The 21,658-nt window shown below is 51.9% G+C and carries 23 protein-coding genes; 15 read left to right on the forward strand and 8 right to left on the reverse strand.

From position 1 onward, the window contains the following. The first annotated feature begins 39 nt into the window (after nucleotides 1-39). The 3 genes from ABEA66_RS07265 (at nucleotide 40) to ABEA66_RS07275 (ending at nucleotide 2,982) form a co-directional block, all read left to right on the forward strand. Nucleotides 40-453, forward strand: coding sequence for a hypothetical protein (locus ABEA66_RS07265; protein ID WP_345587043.1), 414 nt, complete (start codon nucleotides 40-42; stop codon nucleotides 451-453). A gap of 130 nt (nucleotides 454-583) precedes the next feature. Further along, nucleotides 584-2,197 (forward strand): ATP-binding protein, encoded by a 1,614-nt coding sequence (locus ABEA66_RS07270; protein WP_345587044.1) that lies wholly within the window; start codon nucleotides 584-586, stop codon nucleotides 2,195-2,197. 50 nt (nucleotides 2,198-2,247) lie between these two features. Then, complete coding sequence (locus ABEA66_RS07275) at nucleotides 2,248-2,982, forward strand: response regulator (RefSeq protein WP_345587381.1); 735 nt, start codon at nucleotides 2,248-2,250, stop codon at nucleotides 2,980-2,982. A gap of 52 nt (nucleotides 2,983-3,034) precedes the next feature. On the opposite strand, the gene ABEA66_RS07280 is transcribed toward ABEA66_RS07275, so the two are convergent. Next, nucleotides 3,035-3,805, reverse strand: coding sequence for a class I SAM-dependent methyltransferase (locus ABEA66_RS07280; RefSeq protein ID WP_345587045.1), 771 nt, complete (start codon nucleotides 3,803-3,805; stop codon nucleotides 3,035-3,037). 314 nt (nucleotides 3,806-4,119) lie between these two features. Continuing rightward, nucleotides 4,120-4,323 (reverse strand): copper ion binding protein, encoded by a 204-nt coding sequence (locus ABEA66_RS07285; protein WP_192701341.1) that lies wholly within the window; start codon nucleotides 4,321-4,323, stop codon nucleotides 4,120-4,122. 277 nt (nucleotides 4,324-4,600) lie between these two features. Here ABEA66_RS07285 and ABEA66_RS07290 point away from each other — a divergent pair, with 277 nt between their 5' ends. Continuing rightward, the gene (locus tag ABEA66_RS07290; RefSeq protein ID WP_345587046.1) at nucleotides 4,601-5,908 is read left to right on the forward strand and encodes a dicarboxylate/amino acid:cation symporter; all 1,308 of its coding nucleotides are present in this window, start codon (nucleotides 4,601-4,603) and stop codon (nucleotides 5,906-5,908) included. 212 nt (nucleotides 5,909-6,120) lie between these two features. Here ABEA66_RS07290 and ABEA66_RS07295 read toward each other — a convergent pair whose 3' ends face one another. After that, nucleotides 6,121-6,405 carry a hypothetical protein gene (locus ABEA66_RS07295; RefSeq protein ID WP_144028074.1) on the reverse strand — a complete coding sequence of 95 codons (285 nt, stop codon included), beginning with the start codon at nucleotides 6,403-6,405 and terminating at the stop codon, nucleotides 6,121-6,123. A 149-nt stretch (nucleotides 6,406-6,554) separates the two neighbouring features. Between ABEA66_RS07295 and ABEA66_RS07300 the strand changes: the two genes are divergently transcribed. The 3 genes from ABEA66_RS07300 to ABEA66_RS07310 all read left to right on the forward strand — a co-directional run bounded on the left by ABEA66_RS07300 (nucleotide 6,555) and on the right by ABEA66_RS07310 (nucleotide 9,525). Continuing rightward, nucleotides 6,555-7,301, forward strand: coding sequence for an ABC transporter ATP-binding protein (locus ABEA66_RS07300; protein WP_079914394.1), 747 nt, complete (start codon nucleotides 6,555-6,557; stop codon nucleotides 7,299-7,301). Then, nucleotides 7,301-8,482: an ABC transporter permease gene (locus tag ABEA66_RS07305; protein WP_345587047.1), complete on the forward strand. Its 1,182-nt coding sequence runs from the start codon at nucleotides 7,301-7,303 to the stop codon at nucleotides 8,480-8,482. Before ABEA66_RS07300 ends, ABEA66_RS07305 begins: the two co-directional genes overlap by 1 nt. Before the next feature lie 86 nt (nucleotides 8,483-8,568). After that, on the forward strand, nucleotides 8,569-9,525 hold the full coding sequence (locus tag ABEA66_RS07310; protein ID WP_345587048.1) for an alpha/beta hydrolase: 957 nt from the start codon (nucleotides 8,569-8,571) through the stop codon (nucleotides 9,523-9,525). An 87-nt stretch (nucleotides 9,526-9,612) separates the two neighbouring features. Here the strand turns inward: ABEA66_RS07310 and ABEA66_RS07315 are convergent, their stop codons facing one another. From ABEA66_RS07315 to ABEA66_RS07335, 5 genes are all read right to left on the reverse strand, one after another. Further along, on the reverse strand, nucleotides 9,613-10,350 hold the full coding sequence (locus tag ABEA66_RS07315; RefSeq protein WP_079914392.1) for a hypothetical protein: 738 nt from the start codon (nucleotides 10,348-10,350) through the stop codon (nucleotides 9,613-9,615). Next, nucleotides 10,350-10,766 (reverse strand): STAS domain-containing protein, encoded by a 417-nt coding sequence (locus ABEA66_RS07320; RefSeq protein ID WP_079914391.1) that lies wholly within the window; start codon nucleotides 10,764-10,766, stop codon nucleotides 10,350-10,352. Before ABEA66_RS07320 ends, ABEA66_RS07315 begins: the two co-directional genes overlap by 1 nt. Further along, nucleotides 10,705-11,208, reverse strand: a complete 504-nt coding sequence (locus ABEA66_RS07325) for an ATP-binding protein (protein ID WP_345587050.1) — start codon at nucleotides 11,206-11,208, stop codon at nucleotides 10,705-10,707. The genes ABEA66_RS07320 and ABEA66_RS07325 overlap by 62 nt, the downstream gene beginning before the upstream one ends. 12 nt (nucleotides 11,209-11,220) lie before the next feature. Further along, on the reverse strand, nucleotides 11,221-12,258 hold the full coding sequence (locus ABEA66_RS07330; RefSeq protein ID WP_345587051.1) for a PP2C family protein-serine/threonine phosphatase: 1,038 nt from the start codon (nucleotides 12,256-12,258) through the stop codon (nucleotides 11,221-11,223). Nucleotides 12,259-12,439: 181 nt separating this feature from the next. Next, nucleotides 12,440-13,456, reverse strand: a complete 1,017-nt coding sequence (locus ABEA66_RS07335) for a Gfo/Idh/MocA family protein (protein ID WP_345587052.1) — start codon at nucleotides 13,454-13,456, stop codon at nucleotides 12,440-12,442. A gap of 147 nt (nucleotides 13,457-13,603) precedes the next feature. Between ABEA66_RS07335 and ABEA66_RS07340 the strand changes: the two genes are divergently transcribed. The 8 genes from ABEA66_RS07340 to ABEA66_RS07375 all read left to right on the forward strand — a co-directional run bounded on the left by ABEA66_RS07340 (nucleotide 13,604) and on the right by ABEA66_RS07375 (nucleotide 21,627). Continuing rightward, the gene (locus ABEA66_RS07340) at nucleotides 13,604-14,434 is read left to right on the forward strand and encodes a helix-turn-helix domain-containing protein (protein WP_192701351.1); all 831 of its coding nucleotides are present in this window, start codon (nucleotides 13,604-13,606) and stop codon (nucleotides 14,432-14,434) included. 134 nt (nucleotides 14,435-14,568) lie between these two features. After that, entirely contained in the window at nucleotides 14,569-15,051 is a 483-nt protein-coding gene (locus ABEA66_RS07345) for a hypothetical protein (RefSeq protein WP_345587053.1), read from the forward strand. A gap of 151 nt (nucleotides 15,052-15,202) precedes the next feature. Next, nucleotides 15,203-16,798, forward strand: a complete 1,596-nt coding sequence (locus ABEA66_RS07350) for a spore germination protein (RefSeq protein WP_345587054.1) — start codon at nucleotides 15,203-15,205, stop codon at nucleotides 16,796-16,798. A 20-nt stretch (nucleotides 16,799-16,818) separates the two neighbouring features. Continuing rightward, on the forward strand, nucleotides 16,819-17,928 hold the full coding sequence (locus ABEA66_RS07355; RefSeq protein WP_345587055.1) for a GerAB/ArcD/ProY family transporter: 1,110 nt from the start codon (nucleotides 16,819-16,821) through the stop codon (nucleotides 17,926-17,928). Next, nucleotides 17,925-19,145: a Ger(x)C family spore germination protein gene (locus ABEA66_RS07360; protein WP_345587056.1), complete on the forward strand. Its 1,221-nt coding sequence runs from the start codon at nucleotides 17,925-17,927 to the stop codon at nucleotides 19,143-19,145. Before ABEA66_RS07355 ends, ABEA66_RS07360 begins: the two co-directional genes overlap by 4 nt. Before the next feature lie 3 nt (nucleotides 19,146-19,148). Beyond that, complete coding sequence (locus ABEA66_RS07365) at nucleotides 19,149-19,391, forward strand: hypothetical protein (protein WP_079914383.1); 243 nt, start codon at nucleotides 19,149-19,151, stop codon at nucleotides 19,389-19,391. After that, nucleotides 19,391-20,497 (forward strand): GerAB/ArcD/ProY family transporter, encoded by a 1,107-nt coding sequence (locus ABEA66_RS07370; protein ID WP_345587057.1) that lies wholly within the window; start codon nucleotides 19,391-19,393, stop codon nucleotides 20,495-20,497. Before ABEA66_RS07365 ends, ABEA66_RS07370 begins: the two co-directional genes overlap by 1 nt. Before the next feature lie 203 nt (nucleotides 20,498-20,700). Next, a complete protein-coding gene (locus ABEA66_RS07375) occupies nucleotides 20,701-21,627 on the forward strand; it encodes a S66 peptidase family protein (protein WP_079914382.1) in 927 nt (308 codons plus the stop codon). Nucleotides 21,628-21,658: the final 31 nt, after the last annotated feature.

Raw genomic sequence — 21,658 nt, forward strand, 5'->3', positions numbered from 1 at the left:
GGACAACCTAATTCCATCTAATGAAAGGGGCTGTAACCGTTGAAACCATCCCGTTTTTATGCCATAAAAAGCAGCCTGTGTCTTCTGCTCTGCTTCCTGGTAATGTTCCAGCTGTCAGCCTGCGGAGGCAAGAGCAAAAGCAGCTCGGGAGGAAAAGGACAGCAAAAGGCACAGAGCACCCAGCAGCAAAAGCCGGTCGATTCCGCGCTGCGCGAGCAGATGAACATGTATAAGCAAATCAAGCAGCATGAGTATGAGGAAGCGGAAAAAATCAGAAAGGCGGACAAAGAGCAGCTCAAAAAGCTGCAGAAATCGCGGCAGCAATCCGGTACCTCGAAGGAGAAAGAAAAGGAGAAGGGCGGAAAATCCGGAGAAGAAGGCGAAGGAAAATCTGGAGGGAAGTCGGGAGGAAAATCAGGCGGCAGCTCCGGAGGCAGCCAAGGCAGCAAGTAATGGGATGCCCTTCTGCCACTCTTGAATGACCTGTTCACCTATCCGATCCTAAAGGACACGGGTTTCTCAATCCTCCTTCGTATTGTATGATGGTAGGTATACATTGCCGGAAGGAGCCTCGCCATTCCTCATGCTGCATCGTCTGAAAATCAACGGCAAAATCGCCATTCTGTCCTCGTGTATCGTGCTCTTTTCGCTGATGATCGGGGGAACGATTCTCGTGGGGACCATCATCAGCCTGAACGAGACGGAGACCAGCCGCCGGCTCCTGGTTACGGCGCGAACAGTAGCGCAGCTGCCCGAGGTGACGGCCGGCGATAATCCCGCGGCCATTCAGGAGGCCGCGGAGCGCATTCGCATCATCAACGACGTGACCTACATCGTCGTGATGGACATGAACCGGGTGAGGCTCTCGCACCCGGTTCAATCCAAAATCGGCACGCCTTCGCTCAGTGCCGATGAAGGATCCGCCTTTGCCGAGCACACGTACGTGTCCAAGGCAAAGGGTGAGCTCGGCACGGCACTGCGCGCTTTCGTGCCGGTAATGAATGCCGACCATGTACAGGTCGGCGTCGTGCTGGTCGGGCAGATCATGCCGACCATCGGACAGGTGCTGCTCAATCTGAGCGGGCAGGCTTACGTCATTGTGCTGCTGTCGCTGCTGCCGGGCATATGGTGGTCATGGAAGCTCGCACAGCACATCAAGAAGCAGATGTTCGAGCTCGAGCCCCATGAAATCGCCCGCATTCTCGTTGAACGCACGGCGACGTTCCATGCCATGCACGAAGGGATCATCGCCATTGACAAGGATGAGCGGATTACGATATTTAATGATAAAGCGAAGCAGATCATGAAGATTGAGGGAGACGTTATCGGCAAGCCGATCCGCGACGTACTGCCGGACACCAGGCTGCCGGAAATTCTCGAAATGAATCATCCTGTATACAATCAGGAGCTGTTGTTCGGCACTACACTCATCATGAGCAACCGTGTTCCTATAACAGTGAACGATCAGACCGTCGGTGCGGTAGCGATCTTTCAGGATCGCACCGAGGTTACGCGGATCGCCGAGGAGCTGACCGGGGTCAAAGCGTTCGTCGACGCGCTGCGGGTGCAGAGCCATGAATATATGAATAAGCTGCACACTATCGGCGGGCTGATTCAGCTGGGTAATAAAGAGAAGGCGCTGGCCTATTTATTCGAAATTTCCGAAGAAAAGGAAGAGCTGACCCGCTTCCTGAGCCAGAAGCTCAAGAATGACAGCGTTACCGGGCTGCTGCTCGGCAAGATCAGTCGGGGCAGTGAGCTCGGCATTCAGGTCGAAATCGACCGGCAGAGCCGTCTTGAGCATTTTCCGAGACTGCTGGATCATCATGATTTCGTCATTTTGTTAGGAAATTTGCTTGAGAATGCATTTGACGCCCTGCAGTCCGTATCGCGTACGGAGAAGCGAATCTTCGTCAGCATTGAACAGGACGACGAGGTGCTCTCGATCCTGGTGGAGGATAACGGCGCCGGCATCGATCCTGATATCCGCGACCAGATCTTCAAGCAGGGATTCACCACAAAGGGAGTAAGCGGTCGCGGCATCGGTCTGTATCTTATCGCCGGCATTGTGCAAAAAGGCGAAGGCACGATCCATGTCGATTCGGTTCCGGGTGAGGGGACCAGCTTTCTTATTTCATTCCCGATGAAGCCGCACAGCGAAGACACAGGAGCCCCATCGGAAAGCTCCGATTCATAAGAAACCAAATGATGATGATTGGAGGAAGGCGGGAGAACCCTATGACAAAGATATTTCAGGTGCTGTTAGTAGAAGATGACCTTATGGTACAGGAGGTGAACCGGCAGTTCGTGGAGCAGGTCGAGGGCTTCGCCGTAGCAGGGGTTGCCGGCACCGGCACGGAAGGCATGGAGCGCATCCGGGAGCTGAAGCCGGATCTTGTGATTATGGACATCTACATGCCCCAGCAGGACGGCATCGAGACACTGACGCAAATCCGGCAGGAGCAGCTCGCTGTGGATGTGATGGTCATCAGTGCGGCCAATGATCAAAAAACGATTCAGCGGATGCTTCAATACGGCGCCGTAGACTATATCATGAAACCGTTTAAATTTGAACGGGTCCGGCAAGCGCTGGAGCATTACCGCAGGATGAAGCTGGCGCTAGAGCATAGCGGCACGATTTCGCAAAGCGAGCTGGACCGCATGCTTCAACGGGGTAGTGACCGTCCTCCGGCTGCTTCGGAAGCAGCGTCGGCTGGCAAGCATGCCCCGGCCGCAGATGCCTGGCTGTCGGCAGCCGAGCTGCCCAAAGGGCTGCAGGCCGTCACGATGAAGCAAATCGTCCAATTTCTCGTGCAGCAGCCCAGCCCGCTCTCGGCGGAGGAAGTCGCGGAAGGGGTCGGCATTGCGCGGGTGACCGCCCGAAGATACCTAGAGTACCTGGAGAAGACCGGAAAGGTCCGTCTTGATCTGCAATACGGGGTCGGCCGCCCGGTCAATAAATATGTGCTGGCCTCCCGATAGAGGCGGTTCTCGGTTGCCGCAAGGCCGCCCCTATGGGACTGCCCGGGATGAATCAGACCTTCCTTGCTTTGAGCATCATATAGCTCCCAACAAACTCCTTCAGCCTGCCACCCTCGCTACGCACTCCCAGCTGCTTTCTTACCTCCGCCGGCCAGCCCAGCATATCCGCCTCGAGCTGATCCTGTACGTCCTTAGGGACGTTCATGCGGGCGCACCACGACTCGAAAGAAAAAGGTTTAACCGATTGTTGCAATTGCTCTAGCCGCAGCCCGGCCATTTCCGTCCGCCGAATCCACTCCGTCTTTTTCCAGGCGCGAAAATGACTAGGATCTCTCCGCTTTTCCACGTCGTTATACAGCGTGTCGAGCAAATCCGGCTCCAGAACCACGTTATCCATCAGAATAAAGCAACCGTGCGGTTTCAGCACGCGAGCGGCCTCCTCAACAAACCGGTCTGCATCGGGAAAATGGTGAGCGGCAATACGGCACGCCACCAGATCGAACGACTCATCCTCAAAAGGCAGATGCTCCGCATCACCCTGTACATAGGTTACGTTAACCGCACCTTTGCTGCGGATGAACGCCTCTGCTTCCCGCAGCATCTCCGGCGTCATATCCAGCGTCGTCACTTCCCGAACCGCCCCGGCCAATGCGAGCGCGCAATGCCCTCCTCCTGTAGCGATGTCCAGTGCGGATTGAGCCTGCTCCTCCTTGACCCAATCCCCCAGCAGAGTCAAATCATGACCTGATGCATGACGCGGACTGCTCACATACTTGGCCGCATTTGCTCCGAATTGCGCCTTCACCTGCTCCTTGATATCCATACCTAATCCCGCCTCTCCATTTAGTTTCATAAGATGAAACTCAGTTTTAAATAATGAGATTGATACTATAAAAATATCGCATTGGCTGTGGTTTGTAAAGATGTGGCGCAAGCCCAATTTTACTAGGAAGCCTTCTTATGTAATCTGCCTATCTATGGAAACACAAATGAACCCCACATAAGGGAGACCATGGCTTCGAAACGGGCTCAGCTGCTTCTTTTGTGGCGTGCCCCGAAATCTATAAATGGTATAGTCCATAAAAAAAACGCAGGCTCCAGAGCAACCCGCTCCCGCCTGCGTTCTTGTATACGAGGTTATTTCACCACATCGTACCCTTGATCTTCAATCGCTTCTTGAATAGCCGTTTCGTTCAGCTTCTTCTCATCAAAGGAAACGGTCACGGTTTTGTCCGGCAAGCTCACGCTGCCGTTAGCTCCAATCTCCTTTAATGCGCCTTCTATAGAGTTTACACAGTGGTTGCAGGACATTCCTTCCACCTTCAACGTAATGGTTTGCATTCTAATCACTCCTCTCGAATTGATTATAATATACCCCCGTAGGGTATGTCAATTACTGTTCCTTTATACCTTCCTTAAGACCAAAAAGACCAAAAGCACCAATATGGTCAAATGATTCACATTTCCTATTGTAAGCGATAACATAAGGCCTACAGAAACAAACTTCGAAAGGGAATGTAAACGGCTACAACGTTTCGTTAGGCGTTCAAAGCTCCGAAATAAGCCGCATCCCATTAATAATCATAACGGCGGGCTCCCGCATGAAAGAGGGGTATTTATGAGAATCAACTTTAAAAACCTGACCGTCCAAGTGCTGATTGCCATCGTCATCGGGATTTTGATCGGTCAACTGTTCCCGGCCTTCGGGGTTCAGCTCAAGGTGTTGGGCGATATATTCGTCAAGCTGATCAAAATGATCATCGCTCCCATCGTCTTCTTCACTATCGTCATCGGCTTTGCCAATATGGGCGATATGAAGAAAATCGGCCGCATCGGCGGTAAGGCCCTGATCTACTTTGAACTCGTAACGACGTTCGCGATGGCTATCGGGATTGCGGTTATGTACATTATCAAGCCCGGCTCCGGCATGGATATCAGCAACGTCGGCAAAAATGCGGCGGATGTAGCGAAATACGCCAAGCAAGCGGCGGAAACGCCTCACGGCTTTATGGATTTCGTCCTCAGCATCATTCCTGACAGCGCTGTCGGCGCCTTGGCCAAGGGGGAAATGCTGCCCGTTCTGTTCTTCTCCGTTCTGTTCGGCTTAGCCATGGCAGGATTGGGAGATAAAGTCAAACCGGTAACCGTTTTCTTCGAGAAAGTGAACGATATTTTCTTCCGGCTCGTCGGCATCATCATGCGGTTCTCTCCATTTGCCGCAGGTGGAGCCATGGCCTACACGATCGGCAAATTCGGTATCGGGTCCCTGTTCTCGCTAGGCAAAATGATGGGCTCCGTCTACATTACGATGTTCCTGTTCGTTGTTATTGTCCTTGGTACCATTGCCAAGCTGTACGGCTTCAGCATCTTTAACCTGCTGAAATTCATTAAAGAAGAGATTTTGCTCGTACTCGGCACTTCGTCGTCCGAATCTGCTCTTCCCCGCTTAATGCAGCGTCTCGAGAAATACGGCTGCTCCAAGTCCGTTGTCGGCCTTGTCGTTCCTACCGGTTATTCCTTTAATCTGGACGGAACCTCGATTTACTTGTCCATGGCGGCTTTGTTCATCGCTCAAGCTTATGGCGTCGAGCTGACCTGGGTTCAAATTTTGACCGTGCTGGGCATCCTGATGCTCACCTCCAAAGGCGCGGCAGGCGTTACCGGGTCCGGCTTCATCACACTCGCCGCAACCTTGTCCGCCGTTCCGGGGAATGTCATTCCTATCGAAGGCATGGCGCTGCTGCTCGGTGTCGACCGTTTCATGTCCGAAGCGCGTGCCATTACCAATCTGATCGGGAACAGTGTAGCGACCGTCGTTATTGCGAAGAGCGAAAAGCAGTTCGGTCTCGCGGAACCGTCCGTTACGCCTGAGAGCGGCGGCTTCACCGCTAGTGACAGCAAGCTTGCAGGAGCAACGGAAGCGTAAGCTGGACTTCTTCAACCCCTCAATTTCCTTCGGGACATTGGGGGGTTCTTTATTATCATAGCAAAATAACCCCATAAAGCAGGAAGAAGCCAGGCTCAGGTACTAGCCGGAAAGCAGCCGGAAGAGCATACCTGCCGAAGTACCAAAGCGATTTTTCAGACTATAAGGTTCTTGACAGAAGCAAGGAGAGGGGCTCTCCCCTCTCCATTCTGCTAGGAGCAATATTGCGCGTCATAAATATCGGCCTTGTATTCGGGATAATAGTAGAGATAATTGTCGGCCGCCGCTTTAGCTGAGGTGTAATCATCGTAGGGACCCAAGGTTCCGATCGGCGTTGTGCCGGACCAATTGACAAGATCAATGTCTACAAAATATTTGTATTGATTGCAGGTGCATCCGGGACATTGCCAGCGGCCGTCGGCAAAGGCCGGCACGGCCGACGTTGCAAACATGGTCAAAGCAAATAAAGCTGCTGCTATTCTTTTCAGTTTCATCATTTCACCCCCTTCCATTATTTAGTATAATTTCGCTAGGGTGTGAACATTCCTCCTCGTCATAATCATCAGATCATATCCTTCACCGACTGGAAATAAGTGTCCATTTCCGCTAGTCTTATAAGATACAAGCCTATTCAGGGGGGATTCGCATGCAACCGATATTGGAAGTAGATCACGTAACCGGAGGCTACAGCCGCCAGCAGCCTGTGCTGCATGATCTGAATTTCCGGGTGCAGCCCGGGGAAATGGTCGGGCTCATCGGCTTGAACGGCGCCGGCAAAAGCACGACGATCAAGCACATTCTTGGACTCATGCAGCCCCATCAAGGGGAAATTCGTCTAAAAGGAAAAACGCTGGCCGAATCGCAGGAGCAGTACCGCCAAACCTTCGCCTATGTTCCGGAAAGCCCGCTCTTATATGAAGAATTGACCGTTCAGGAGCATTTGGAGCTGACGGCCCGCGCCTACGGCGTAGACAAGGGCTCCTTCCAGAAGCGGATCAAGCCGCTCCTGGAGCAATTCCAAATGGACGCTTTGACCGGCCGCTTGGCCTCGCATTTATCCAAGGGCATGCGGCAAAAGGTGATGATCCTGTGCGCCTTCCTCGTAGAGCCGGAGCTGTACATCATCGACGAGCCGTTCCTCGGGCTCGATCCGCTCAGCATGAGGTCTCTGCTCGATTTGATGGTCACTGTCAAGCAGAGCGGAGCAGCCATCTTGATCAGCTCGCACATCTTGGCAACGATCGAACGGTACTGCGACGAATTTCTCGTCATGCATCAAGGCAAGCTCATCGTATCGGGGACGGTAGAGACGCTGCAGACGGCAGCGGGGATGCCATCTGCTCCGCTCGACGATGTATTCTGCAGCCTGGTGACAAGGGGCGTAAACCGCTGATGGATATGAAAGCCATGTACCAACGCCGTTCGGCCGAGTTTCTTAAAGAAATTCGTCCCTATGTTCATTACGCTTTACAAAGTCTGATCATGTCTGCCGTCGCCGCATTCCTGCTCTTTTCCATTGCATACCGGTTGTTTCTCGGATGGGTGACGCCGGCATTTCCGTGGGAGCTGCTGTGCGGAGCTGTCATGCTGCTGCCGCTTGCAGGCGGCAAAATACGCACCTATCTGCAGGATGCCGACATTCTGTTCCTGCTCCCTCATGAGCGCGGAATGAACGCTTATTTGAAGGCTGCGATGCAAAAGGCGCTTCTGCTTCAATCCGCCGCCGTCGTAGCAGCCTGGGGCCTCGTATGGCCTTTGTATGCCAAAATGACGGCGTCCGGCGGAGCCCGGTTCTTCCTGATTCTCGTGATCTGGCTGCTGTTCAAATGGGTCATTCTTTACGGCAAATGGGCCGAGCTGCAGCTTCAAGAGGCGGGCACAAGAAGATGGTTCGCGCTTCTGCGCTGGATAGGGACGGCGATATCGGCATACGGCATGATCACCTGGAAGCTGCCCCACGGCGTCATGGTCCTTGCGGCAGGCTCCATCGCCTACCTTGCTCTGCTTCGGGTGCCAAGCAAATATGTGGTTCATTGGATGCTGCTGATCGATTGGGAGAAACGGCACCGCACCGGCGTGTACCGCATATTGAACTGGTTCATCGACGTACCGCAGGTGCAAGGTAAAGCAAGAAATACCCGCATCCCGACATCCTGGCTGCAATTCATTCCTTTCCGGGCCTCTTCCTCGTATACGTATATGTATACGCTGATCTGGCTTCGCTCCGAGCTGCTTGGAATTACCTTCCGGCTTACGGTCTTGGGAATCGTCATTCTCGCTTCCCTGCGCAGCGAATGGGCTTCGATCGCGGCTTATCTCGCCTTTACGCTGTTCGGAGCGCTGCAGCTGGCCGATTTGAAGCGATATTACCGGGTGCATATATGGCATCGCATCTATCCTTTGCCGGACGGGCTTCTCCAGCGATCCGTCAGTTCTGTCCGCCGTACCCTTCATCTTGCCATGCTTCTGCTGCTGGCCATTCCGCTGTGCTGGACCCTGCGGACCCCGCTGGAGGCTCTAGCTTTGTTCCTGCTAACCGCAGCTGCGTCCTGGTTGTATCATCGGTACAAATAGAGCTTTGACAAAAATAGATGTTGTTTGCCGGCGTCTTATCGTATAATGTACCTGCAATAACGCGAGACAAGAAAGGAATGGAATTCATGCGACCTACTCCTGCTATAACGAGAGCCCCGCGCCCTCGCGGCAGATTCAAACAAAAAGCCATGTGGGGAGCCGGCATCCTCCTTCTGCTTCTGATCGCCTGTGTCGGTCTGTCCATCTATGTCGGGTGGAAGCTCACGCATCCTGTCCGCCAGCCGCTGAAGGAAACTCCGGAACAGTACGGCATGGCGTTCGAGCAGGTGCAATTTCCGAGCAGGACGCATGATGTCGATCTTAAGGGCTGGCTTCTGCCAAGTGAATCCTCCCCAGCCAAGCTGAACATCATCATGGCGCACGGCTATCGCAAGAACCGCCTGCAGACGGATGCCGAGGCGCTTAAGCTGTCCAAGACGCTTGTAGCGCAGGGTTACAACGTACTTATGTTCGATTTTCGCAATTCCGGTGAATCCGGAGGCGAACTGACAACCGTAGGCTATCTGGAGAAATACGACCTGCTTGGAGCTATAGATTGGATGAAGGCTAATCATCCGGAGCCTATAGCTTTGCACGGATTTTCCATGGGAGCCAGCACCGCGCTGCTCGCAGCAGCGGACGAGCCCGGCGTCGCCGGTGTGGTTGCAGATAGCCCGTTCAATCATTTGACCCGCTATCTGAAGGAGAATTTGCCGGTCTGGTCCCATTTGCCGAATATTCCGTTTACGCCGCTGATACTGGGCATTTTGCCGCAGCTTACCGGGATTGACCCCGATCAGGTGGACGGATTAAATGCGGTGGACCGAATTTACCCTAGGCCTATTTTGTTTATACATAGTCCCGATGATCATTCGGTTCCGTATCCAAACAGCGAAACGATGTGGGCCAAGCATCCGGACCGTTTTGAGCTGTGGAAGCCATCTGGTGCGGATCATGTAAAAAGCCATGCGGTTCACCCCGAGGAATATGAAGATAAAGTCCTGCAATTTTACAGCCGGCTTGAACAGCCGCAGCAGCAGTAATGCAGGCTAAATAAGAGAGAAGCTCCCCCGGATAGTCCATTTTCCGTAAATGGGAAAGCCGCGGGAGCTTTTTTGTCCGATCGAAGCTTATATTATCTTGACGGAGCGGCCGCGCTCGGAAGGGACGATTTGCAGAAGCCCCAGCTGCTCCAGCGAGGTCAAGGCTTCAAGCAGCTCCTTGCCTTCGAATTCGACCCCCTCGTAGACCAATAAATCGACCAGCTCCAGCATGGTAAGCTCATACCCCTTTTGGAGATGATTTTGTACGAGGGCTATCAGCTCCCTGGTCAGCAGCTTCTCCTGATTTGCCATGAACCGGGAACGAATCGCCGAAAGCTCGCTGTTGAACTTGTCACGGTAAGATGAAGCGATGTCCTTCTCCACCTCCTCCGGCACCTCCAGCCCCTTTTCACGAAGCACCTCGAAGATAGAATCGACATGCTCCGACGCCTCCTTCACAAACCGGTTGAGCGATTCCAGAATGTGTTCGTTGTAGGACCTTGTATCATGCCGCAGCGTAATCAGCTCCTCTTTCATTTTGCCGAACTCGTCCACCTTCTCGCTGATTTTGATGAGAGCCTCCTGAACCATCCGGTTTTGAGCAGAAGCCTCGTAGGCTTGAATATAGGAATATACCATGGCGACTACCGCCAGCAAGATCGTTGTGAACGCCGATCCCAAGGAAATCTGGTCTATCACCTCGCGTGAAGTATGGAACTTCCAAACTCCGACGGCAATCAGCAGGATTGTCATATCGACAATAACAAATCCGTACAGCAAATCCTTCTTGCTCATTCTGTCTGTTAACGACTGCAGCCGGTTCATTATTCCTCCCTCCCTTCCTCTAAAACTTTCCCTATCTCGTCCAGCCTCTGAACGGCTTCCTGCACACTCTCACAAATCGGCATCAGAAGCTCCAGCTTGGCTATTGCAAGCAGCTCCTTCATCAGCTCATCCTGTACAATAACAGCCACACCTCTGCAGTCCTTGCAGTAGGTTTGCACAAAATGAACAAGAACGCCCAGGCCCGTACTATCGATTAAAGCCAAGCCGGACAGGTCGATCATATACCCTTCGGCAGGCCTGACTGCGCGGCGCAGCCCTTCCTTCGCCCTGCTTTCGTACCCATAGGTCAGCTTGCCTGTCAACAAAATATAGAGATAGGCCCCGACCGGTCTGCTATGGTAATGGATAGGTATACCCTTGCCGCTCCCTTGGGGGTCGTACATGATGCTGCTCATAGGCATCACCTCCTTTTTTCCTTAATTGAATCGTCATCGTACCGTCCTCTTTCTGGTCAAACGTTAGCTGATCCGACCACCGCTTGGCGATCAGAAGCCCGCGGCCCCTTTCTTCCAGGAGCAGGTCCTCCATGCATAAGCTCTTTTTGCCATGAATAGCCTTAGCCGCCCCAGCTGCCGATTTATTCGTAATCGTAACGATAACTTCCCCTTCCTCCACCTCCATCCTAAGCCAAAGCGTGTTGTCCAAGCTCAAAGCATCCTCCCCGTTCATTTGCTGCCGTCCGGCGGCTTCGACCGCATTAATGACCAGCTCGTGCACAGCGCAGCACAGCCTGCGGTAGTGGGCAATACCCGTATACTTCATAAAGCTTTCTGACATTTCATCCGACATATCTATGAACCGTTGGCATGGGGTACCTTCCATTGTGATGAAAACCATTCCTGTCACTCCCTATCGATCGTTCTGAGATTGTCCATCCTTAAGATCCATCACTATGACGCATATATCGTCTGGCCTATAGGCTGTATTGCTTAACTCCGCCTCCAGCTGTGCCATAAAACAATCCGAGTCCGCTCGGCTGCAGTCCCGGAGCAGCTGCTCTATTCTCTCCGCCGTCACACTGGGTGAAGATCCAAATAGCTCGAACAAACCGTCGGTAAAAAGGACTATTCGGGCTTGCTCCCGATAAGTAAACACTCCTCTATCGAAGACGGCCGCAGGATCGATGCCAAGAGGCATCCCCCCGGATACCAGCTCCGAGATCCGCTCCCCGTCTTCCAGCATCATTCCGTACGGATGGCCTGCATTGACATACTCCACCCGTTTGCCCAGCGCATCCGCTCCCAGACAAATAGCCGTGCAGTAGAGGGCGTCCCCTTCCCTTTCTCCGGAACGAACCAGCTCACAAATTCGCGAATTCAGCCGGCTCATCATTGCCCTCGGGTCTTCGAGGCTCGGAAGCAGCGTCTGCAAGAAAGCGTGCATGTACATGCCGACCAGAGAGGCGGATACACCGTGGCCCATGACATCCATCAAGACGACCCGCGCTCCATGCTCCTGCTGCAGCGTCCACATGTACATATCCCCCGATACTTGCTCTGACGGAAGATGCAGTCCCTTGATCGCAATATATGGGGTTCGGACCGGCTTGGGCAGCACCGATTGCTGAATTCGCTTGGACAGCTCCATGTCGCTTCGCCTCTCCTGATCCATTCGCACTCGCTCAGCTGTGACCGTCTGCGGCAGCTCAGCGGGCGATCCTGCTCGCATCCAAACTCCGCTCAGACGATACAGCATAACAAAGCCTATCAACCCCCCACAACCGTATACCAAGGAGATGAAGAAACCATAGAAAAGAAGGGTCTGCAAAGACGGCGTCCCTGCCGGTTCGAGGAATAGCAGCAAGGGAAGAAAGAGCGGTATCCCCCATTGTGAAAATACGAAAATGAGCGTCAGCACAATGCCAACGCCGGTTACGCAGGCTATCAATTCTCTCCTTCTCTCCTTTCTATCAACGTTCTGCCTTTCTATCACCGTCTTGCATTACTAGAATATGAGACTCCATAGAGAATGGTCTCCATGAATGGACGGGTCATTTTGTCATACACAGACAAAAGGCCGTCCTCGGAGTCATAAGCTCCAAGAACGGCCTTGCCTGTTCTTCATGTCACTAGCTGTATATGATTTTTTGCCCGATGCGGGATGATTCATAAATATCCATAACAAGGCGGAACGCCTTGTACCCTTCGGGACCGTCAAGCCAGAAGTGCTTGCCTTGCAGTATATGCTCATAGAAATCGCGAATTTGGAACTGATGGCTGACGCCCCAATAAGCTTTTTCTCCCAGGTCGTTCTTGAGCGGCTCCGCGAGAACGGTCTGCTTGCCGTTTTGATCCAGGTACAGCGTATCTCCGCGCTGCGACAGGACGGCATTCTCGAAGATCAGCTCGACTTCGATAGGCGTACTCTTGCCGTATGCATTCGTTGCATAAAAGACGGCTTTTACATCGTTCTTGAATTGAATGAACGCATGAGCGGAGTCCTCCACCTCGATGACACCCTCGAGCGAATCGTTGGAAATGCTGCCCTTGACGGTGGCGATGTCCCCGCCTAACCATTGGAGCAGATCCAGCGTATGAATCGCCTGGTTGATCAGTACGCCTCCGCCTTCGGTAGCCCATTTGCCCTTCCATTCCGTTTCGTAATAAGCAGGTCCGCGGGACCAGGTGACGATGCCCTTCATGCACAGCAGCTTGCCGAATTCCCCGGACTGAACCGCCTGCTTCATACGCTTGGACGATGGATTGTAACGATTTTGGAAAATAACGCCCAACTGAACATCCGTATGCTCTTTGGCGGCGTCCAGCATCGTTTGGGCGGAAGCCTTATTCTCCGCCATCGGCTTCTCCGTCAGTACATGCTTGCCTGCCTTCAATGCGTCGACTGTCATGGGAGCATGCAGATAGTGGCCTGTACAAATATGAACCACTTGGATATCATCGCGCTTCAGCATTTCCTTGTAGTCGGTGTAATAATCGCATCCGTATGCTGCCGCCGCTTTTTGCGCCAAGCTTTCGTTGACGTCCACAACGGCCTTTAATTGTGCCAGCCCGAGGCCTGCGATAGCCTTCAAATGGACGCTCGAAATAGAACCGCACCCGATAATGGCTGTTCCCAATGATTTCACGTTTTCACCTGATTTCTTATAGGTTGCGCGCCGAATGGTAACACGCTTTCATTTCTATTTTATAATGAGCTATAATAAAAACAAATTCCTTGCATGAATTGCCGTATTTATTGCTTTTTTTGACTTTTTGTCTGGAGGTGCACATCCATGCGTATTTCCCATCAAATAGAAGGAATTCATTACGCTCACAGGCGAACGGAGCATCCCCTGAAAATGGATTTCCATCTTCACGACCGCTTTGAAATCTACTTCTTTATCCGCGGCGATGTCCATTATTTTATCGAGAAAAAGGTGTATCCGTTAGCCTACGGCGATCTGTTGGTCATGAACAACCGGGAGCTGCATAAAGCGACATTTCAGTCGGATGCCCCCTACGAGAATATTGTCATTCATTTTGATCCCGAAACCGTTCGGCAGCTCAATTCATCGTTTTCCCTGGATCTGCTGAACTGCTTTACGAACCGTCCCCTGGGAGAACAAAATAAAATCCAGCTGCTCCCCCATCAATTGGAGGAGCTGGTCGCTTTGTATCAAAAGATCGATTCCTTGTCCGGCGACCCGTCCGACGGATCGGATATCCTGCTCTCCGCTTATACGATAGAGCTGCTCGTGCTGCTTAACCGCGCCTTTATGCACAATCTGTCTCCGATCCCGTCGTCCATCGTTCCGGAGAAGCTGGCTCCTGTGCTTGATTATATCGATCATCATCTGGATCACGATCTATCGTTGGAGGCACTCGAACAGCAATTCTTCATGAACCGCTATTATTTGAGCCGGTTATTTCGCCGTAGTATCGGAAGCACCATCCATGAGTATATTTTGCTGAAGCGGATCGCACAGGCCAAGAAGCTGCTAAATGAGGGGCATAATGTGACTGATGCCTGCCAGCTGTCAGGATTTAATGACTATTCCAATTTTATTCGCATGTTCAAGCGGATCGTCGGTGTCCCGCCAGGACGGTACCGGAAACAAGGGTAATCGGGTCGGAAAGTCTCCCATAGCCATCAGTTGGACTTCCCTATTGACGAGATTTACGCTGCATAGTAAGATGGTCCGAGACAATTTATTCCGATGTCATTACTCTATATTTTCACAAAAGGACGCTGCTTACATTGAATCTGAAAATTATCGCTATTTGCTTTTATTTAATGCTGATTTACTGGCTTTCCCAACAAATCCCGAGCATCAAAATGATTTTTTATCCTACGCTGGGCGCCTTCTCTTATTTGTTTATTACCCGGGCCTTCTCGTTCAAGGATTTCGGCAAAATGATTGCCGGGGCCTGTACAGCATCTTTAGTCAGCTCCGCCCTCTATCTGTCGCATACAGGCATGATTTCCTTTTTGGCGGCTACGCTGCTGACGATTATCTTGATCCAAAAGTTCAAGCTCAATGCACCGCCGGTGCTGGCCATCGCGCTCGTCCCCTATTTTGCCCAGCCGGACCACCTGTGGACGCTGCCTCTTGCCGTGCTGGTTTCCTTGAGCGGCTTGCTGCTGCTGCTCTCCCTCACACAGCTTATAGAAATAGCTGCCGTGAAAAAGGAGCTTCCCTGGGGGAAAAGAAAAAGCAGCTCTGTTGATGCAAGCAGCTGATGCTTCAACCCTACATAACATTCCCTGCCTGATAAAGCCCGTGCTTTATCAGGCTTTTTTGCGTTCTTCGGACCGCCAAGCCAAGAGCATGATGCATCAAATTGGAAATTCGGGAAATAGTAAGCATACATCTTTTATAAAAGAGGTACCTATGGGAATGCTCAAAAAGTGGATGTCTCTTTGGCGGCATAGTAAGCCGAAAGCAGCAGGAAATGAGCAAAGCATCGGACAGGGGCAGGACGCCTCCTTGCTCTCCCCGCAGTTGGAGGTTAATCTTCAGGCGATCCGTTCCCGGCTCGGAGCAAGCTCCGACATCATCATTCGCCAGCTCTCGAATCAGGATCAGCATCGGTATGCTCTCATTTATGTCGACGGACTGGTGGACACGCCAACCGTCAATCAGCTGATTGCCGAAATTTCCAAGCTGTCCGAGCTTACAACCACTCCCGATGACACCAACGGGTTCTATTCCTTTCTTCAGCAGCAGGCCATTTCTGTCGGCGGGGTGAAGGAAGCCTATAAGCTGGAGGAAATCTATCAGGCGCTATTCAACGGCATGACCGTTATTTTATTGAACGGCTGCAGCACGGCCCTGACTGCAGACACCGTAGGCGGCAATATGCGCGGCGTAGAGGAGCCCAGCTCTCAGACCGTGATTCGCGGGCCGAAGGAAGGCTTCACGGAAAATTTGCGGATCAACACCTCTCTGATACGGCGCAAAATCAAGTCGCCCGATCTTCGTATCGAGCTAAAGATCATAGGAACGAGAACTCAGACGAATGTAGCCGTCATTTATTTGATGGGTGTGGCGGATAGCCAGGTCGTTGCGGAAGTCCACCGTCGGTTGGATACCATCCATACCGACAGCATACTGGAAAGCGGATATATTGAGGAATTCATTGAGGATTCCCCCTTCTCGACGTTTCCGACGATTATGAACACCGAGCGTCCCGATGCGGCTGCGGCGGGGATATTGGAAGGGCAAGTTATCATTGTTGTTGAAGGGACGCCCTTTGTCCTGCTCGCCCCGGTGACCTTCTTTAAATTTTTTCAATCCAGCGAGGATTATTACCAGAGATACGATATTGCTTCGTTCTTAAGACTGATCCGCTTCGGCTCGTTTCTCATTTCCATGCTACTTCCTTCACTCTACATCGCAATCACGACCTTTCACCAGGAAATGCTGCCAACCACGCTCCTGATAGGCCTAGCCGCCCAACGGGAGGGCGTGCCGTTCCCTGCACTGCTAGAGGCGCTGCTGATGGAGCTGACCTTCGAAGTGCTCCGCGAGGCAGGCGTCCGAATGCCGCGTGTCATCGGCCCGGCCATTTCGATCGTAGGGGCGCTGGTTCTGGGACAGGCTGCCGTACAAGCCGGACTCGTCTCCGGCGCGATGGTCATTGTCGTATCGTTTACGGCCATTTCCAACTTTGTCATCCCGGCTATTAACATGGCTATAGCCGCACGGCTGATCCGCTTCTCGCTCATGCTCCTCGGGGCAACCCTCGGGCTGTTCGGCATTATGTCCGGCCTAATGGTGCTGCTCATTCACACGGCAAGCATACGCTCCTTCGGGGTACCGTACTTGATGCCTCTTGCCCCGCTGGTAAAGCGAAATTTAAAGGATGTATTCATTCGTATGCCATGGTGGAAAATGAACACTCGGCCGGGATTCATCTCTGCAGACGCTGTCCGGGAAGGAAACGATCAAAAACCGTCGCCGCCCAAGCCAACGTCCAAACCATAAAGGAAGTGGGAGGAGGACTCATGATTCAAAAAATATCATCCTTTCAAGCCATCCTGCTGGTTATGAGTTCTATTATCCCTACAGCCATATTGACGGTTCCGAGCATCGTCGTTCAAGCATCCGGCCAGGATGCATGGATCTCACTCGCCTTGGCCACCGCTATTGGAATAGGTGTTGCCTATATGACCGGTCAGATTTGCAGACAAACCCCGTCCTCGTCCGTGTCGTTTGTAGACTGGCTCTCCCTTCGCCTTGGCACCTGGGCAGGGACCGGGACCGGCTTCCTGCTGGGCTATTATTACTTTATCGCGACCTTAATCATTACTCGGGAATTCGTGAATTTTTTGGCGGAAAATGTGCTTACCAGAACGCCGGTCTTCGTCCTGCTCCTCGTTACTATAGCCGTTGCCATGTACGCCGTAAGCTGCGGAATTGAAGTGATTGCAAGGATCAATATCATCGTCTTCATGATGTCCGTTGTCGTTCTGTTTATCACCACCATCCTGGTGCTCAAGGACATTCATCCCGAGTTTCTGCTTCCCGTTTGGGAGCATCCGATTTCTACGATAGTGCAAGGCGGCTTCATTCCGTCCAGCTGGCTGTCCGAGGTATCCGTCCTGCTGATCCTTGCGCCTTTTCTGAACCGGTCTGCCGAAGCGGGAAGAATCGGATCATGGGGGATCATTCTTACAGGCATTGAGCTGGGACTGATTGTCGTCTCAGCCGTCACCTTATTCGGACCTCGCCTGGTTTCGCTGATGTCCTATCCTACTTTTAATGTAATCAGCATCATCCGGCTGGGGAGCTTTCTGGAGCGGATCGATATTTTGTTTATTTCCATATGGATTTGTCTGATGTATGTAAAAATATCCATTTTTATGTTTTGCGCCCTTCACTGCTTTATCCGGACGTTCCGCGTTCGTAACGAGAAGCCCTTTTCTTTTGCCCTTGCTTTATTTGCGCTGCTCAGCACGTATTATTTTTGGCCGAGGTCATCGGACTTCATCCACTTTACCATGTACCCGTTAACCCCTTTTATTTTGACGTTCAATGTCCTGCTCCCGCTCCTGATCTGGCTTGCTCTAAGCCTCATCAAGCCTAAAGCTATGGAAGGAGGTAAGCTCCCGTGAAAGCTTGCACCTTATGCTGTCTTCTCGCTTTGTTATGCATCCCTCTAACCGGCTGCTGGAACCGGACCGAGCTGAACGAGCTCTCCATAACCTCAGCCACCAGCATGGACAAGGAGGGGGAAGATTGGATCATATCCTACCAGGTGGTCATCCCTTCGGCCATATCGTCTGCCAGCGGCATTACCGGAGGCGGAAGCAGTCAATCGCCCGTATCCGTCTTCTCTACCCGCGGCCGCACGATTCGGGAAGCAGTAAGTCAGAGTACGACGGAAACTCCGAGGCAAATCTTTTTTGCGCACAATAATATTCTCATCCTCAGCGAGGAGGTAGCCCGTCACGGCATCAGCGAAATTCTCGACCTGCATTACCGTAATCCCGACGCCCGCGAAACGGTGAGCATGCTGATTGCAAGAGGGAAGGCGCGCACCATTCTCGAACAACTGAGCCATCTGGAAAAAATCCCGGGCCAGAGCATACGCCAAACGATGTTAAACGAAAGCCGAAATGGCTCTATGCTGCCGGGAGTGATGATGTACGAGCTCGCCATGTCTATGACAAGCGACGCGAAGAGCGGGATCATCCCGGAAATTCTGCTAAGCGGAGGTAAGGGTGAAACCTCTATGGATTCTTTGAAGAAATCAACGTATCTCTCCAAAGTCAGATTGGGTGATCTGGCCGTCATGAAGGGAGATAAGCTGACAGGCTGGATACCACAGGGGCAGGGGCTTGGGGTATCGTTCATTATAAATAAAGTAAAATCAACCACTCTCTCCTTCTCCTGCATGCCGTCAGGGCAAAAAAAGTATAATTCCTCCTTCCGGTTGCTGTCGTCCAAGACCAAGCTGCGTCCCCGCATGGCAAACGGGCATTACATCATGGAGGTAGATATTAAAAGCAAAGGCCATTTGCTTGAAACCGAGTGTAATCTGGACCTGTCTGATCCCAAGGTGGTCAAGGAGCTTGAGAAGCAGCTGCAAAAGGAGGTTACGCAACTGGTGAATGCCTCTTGGCAAACCGTGCGCAAGCTCCGGGTTGACATTCTGGGCTTTGCGGATATCATTCATCGAACCTACCCTAAGGAATGGAAACGGATGAAAGATGATTGGGAATCCGAATTCGTCCAAATCGAGCTTAAGCCTTCCGTGCACATTTCAATGGACAGAGTGGGGCTCAGCAACAAATCATTCAAGAATTTGAACAAGGATAAGGAAGAATGATAGATGCTTGTAACGGGATGGCTTGCATTCTACGCTGCGGTTCTATTCCTCGGTATCCGCTCTATGCTCAAGCAAGGTTCTGCCCGGGAGCTTTTCTTGTATGCGGGTCTCATCGGATGGTGTGCTTATTTAACCCTCAGTAAGCTGTTCGACTGGCCGCAGCTGTCGGTTATCGCCCCCGTCCAAATCCTGTTTTTACCGGTAGGCAAATGGATAGAACATGTAATGGGAGGCCCGACGACCTGATGACCATGAACACGGTACGCATATCCACCAACCAAATCGCTTACATGATCATCCTGTTCGAAATCGGCAGTACACCTTTGTTTTTCCTGGGGAGCAAGGCCAAACAGGACGCATGGCTGGCCATGGCATTCGCTGCGGTCTTCGGGCTTCTGCTTTTACAGCTCTTTATTGCGATCCAGCGCAAGGAGCCCGGGCTCAATCTGACTCAAATGCTGGTCCTCCATTACGGCCGCACCATCGGTACGATTCTCGGATTGCTGTACGTTCTCTACTTCAGCTATGAATCGATGCGCAATGTCCGGGATTTCGGGGAGTTTATGTCCATGTCGCTGCTGACGAGAACCCCGATGATTGTAACCATGATGACTGTTCTGATTATAGGGGCTTATGGCGTATACAAGGGGATAGAGGTCATCTTTCGCATCTCTGAAATTTTATTGCCCTTGGTTGTTTTGAGCTATGCCTTTCTGCTATTTCTCTTGCTTGTCGCCAATATCGTTCATTTCGAGAAGCTTGCTCCCATCATGGAGAATGGGCCCCTGCCTATTCTCAAGGCCGCATTCCCTGACATCGTCTCGTTTCCGTTCGGACAGACGGTTGTCTTTTTGATGCTATGGTCATCAAACAGCGAGCAAACCGTTCCTCTTAAGCCCTACACGGCCGCTTATGCCGCCGTTGCCTTGTTTCTGATTTTCATGAATGCAATCATTATAGCCATTCTGGGTTCAAGCCTTGCAGCTATGAGCTCTCTGCCCTTTCTGCAGGCTGTGCAGCTGATCTCCATCGCGCGTGTTTTTGAGCGGCTGGATGTTTTTGTATCGCTCCTAATCTATATCGGCCTGTTTATGAAGATGATCCTCTTCTATTTATGCGCGGTGATTAGTCTGGCCAGCATGACCTCTATCGCCTACCAGCGATGGGTGTGGCCGGTTGGGCTGCTCATTTTAATCGCAGCCTTTTTGGAGCCTAACTATACGTATCACATTTCAATAGGCTTTCATGTAAGTCTCAAGCTGTTCCCGATTTTTCAAATCCTCATCCCGGTCATCCTCTATGCAACTATGATGTTCAAGAAAAGAAGAAGACTAGCATCCGGCTTGCCTTAGGGCAAGCCGAGCATTTTTCCGCTATACAGATTTACCCAACAACCTGGTCTTACCCCTCCCGAATGTTTGAGCTATTCCATTGTATATCCCTCTTTTCCGACTAATCTCCGGTACACTATTATTTATTGGCAACGCGGCATAGATATAGGAACAGGGGGTATGAACGACCGGAATGACAGAGTATACTGTGGGAGGTTATTCGCATGGCCATAAAACCGCCTCTATTGCTGCCCGGAGACACTGTTGGAGTCGTAAGTCTAGGTAGCCCGCTTCCTGCCGCCGATATCAACAATGCGGTAGCGATATTGAGAACTATGGGGTTCGAGGTTGTTCTCGGCAATTATGTCTACGCCGATAACGGATTTTTGTCGGGGACCGATGAGCAACGGGCATTCGATCTGATGAATATGTTCGCCGATTCCAAGGTACGGTTGATATTGCCTGTCCGAGGGGGCGTAGGCATCGCGGGAATACTGCCTTATCTGGATTACCGCTTTATCGCCTCGAATCCGAAAATTTTGTCCGGATACAGCGATGTCACCGTACTGTTGAATGCATTGTATCAATTCAGCAATTTGATTACGTTCTCCAGTTTAATGCTGCTTAACTTTCGAACGGACACGCCGCCTTACAATTTCGATCAATTTTTCGGCTTGATCTCATCTACGGCCTACCCCAAGACGATTCAAAATCCTCAGGGAATACCGATGGTGTCCAAAGTACCCGGCAACGTAACGGGACCGATCGTAGGCGGTAACCTTACCTCCCTCGTAGACACGCTCGGCACCCCTTATGAAATCGATACCCGCGGATGTATCTTGTTCCTTGAAGAGACGCACGAGCAAATCAACCGGGTATACCGGATGATCAATCATTTGAAGCTGGCCGGCAAATTCGCCGATTGCATCGGCATCGTTATGGGGGAATGCACCAATTGCGAGGCTTCCTACGGCAAAACTTACGACGATCTCATCAATGAGGTCATCGTCCCGCTCGGAAAACCGCTGCTTACCCGTCTCTCCGCAGCCCATGGCATCTACAAGGCCGCCGTGCCGATCGGCGCAACCGTCAATCTTGATACCGTCAATACTGCATTAACCATAACGGAGCCTACGGTAAGCGCTCGTTAGAGCTGTCGTAGGATATTTTACGAGCTTCTTA

The organism is Paenibacillus vulneris, assembly GCF_039543185.1.
In the GTDB taxonomy this organism is placed as follows: Bacteria; Bacillota; Bacilli; order Paenibacillales; family NBRC-103111; genus Paenibacillus_S; species Paenibacillus_S vulneris.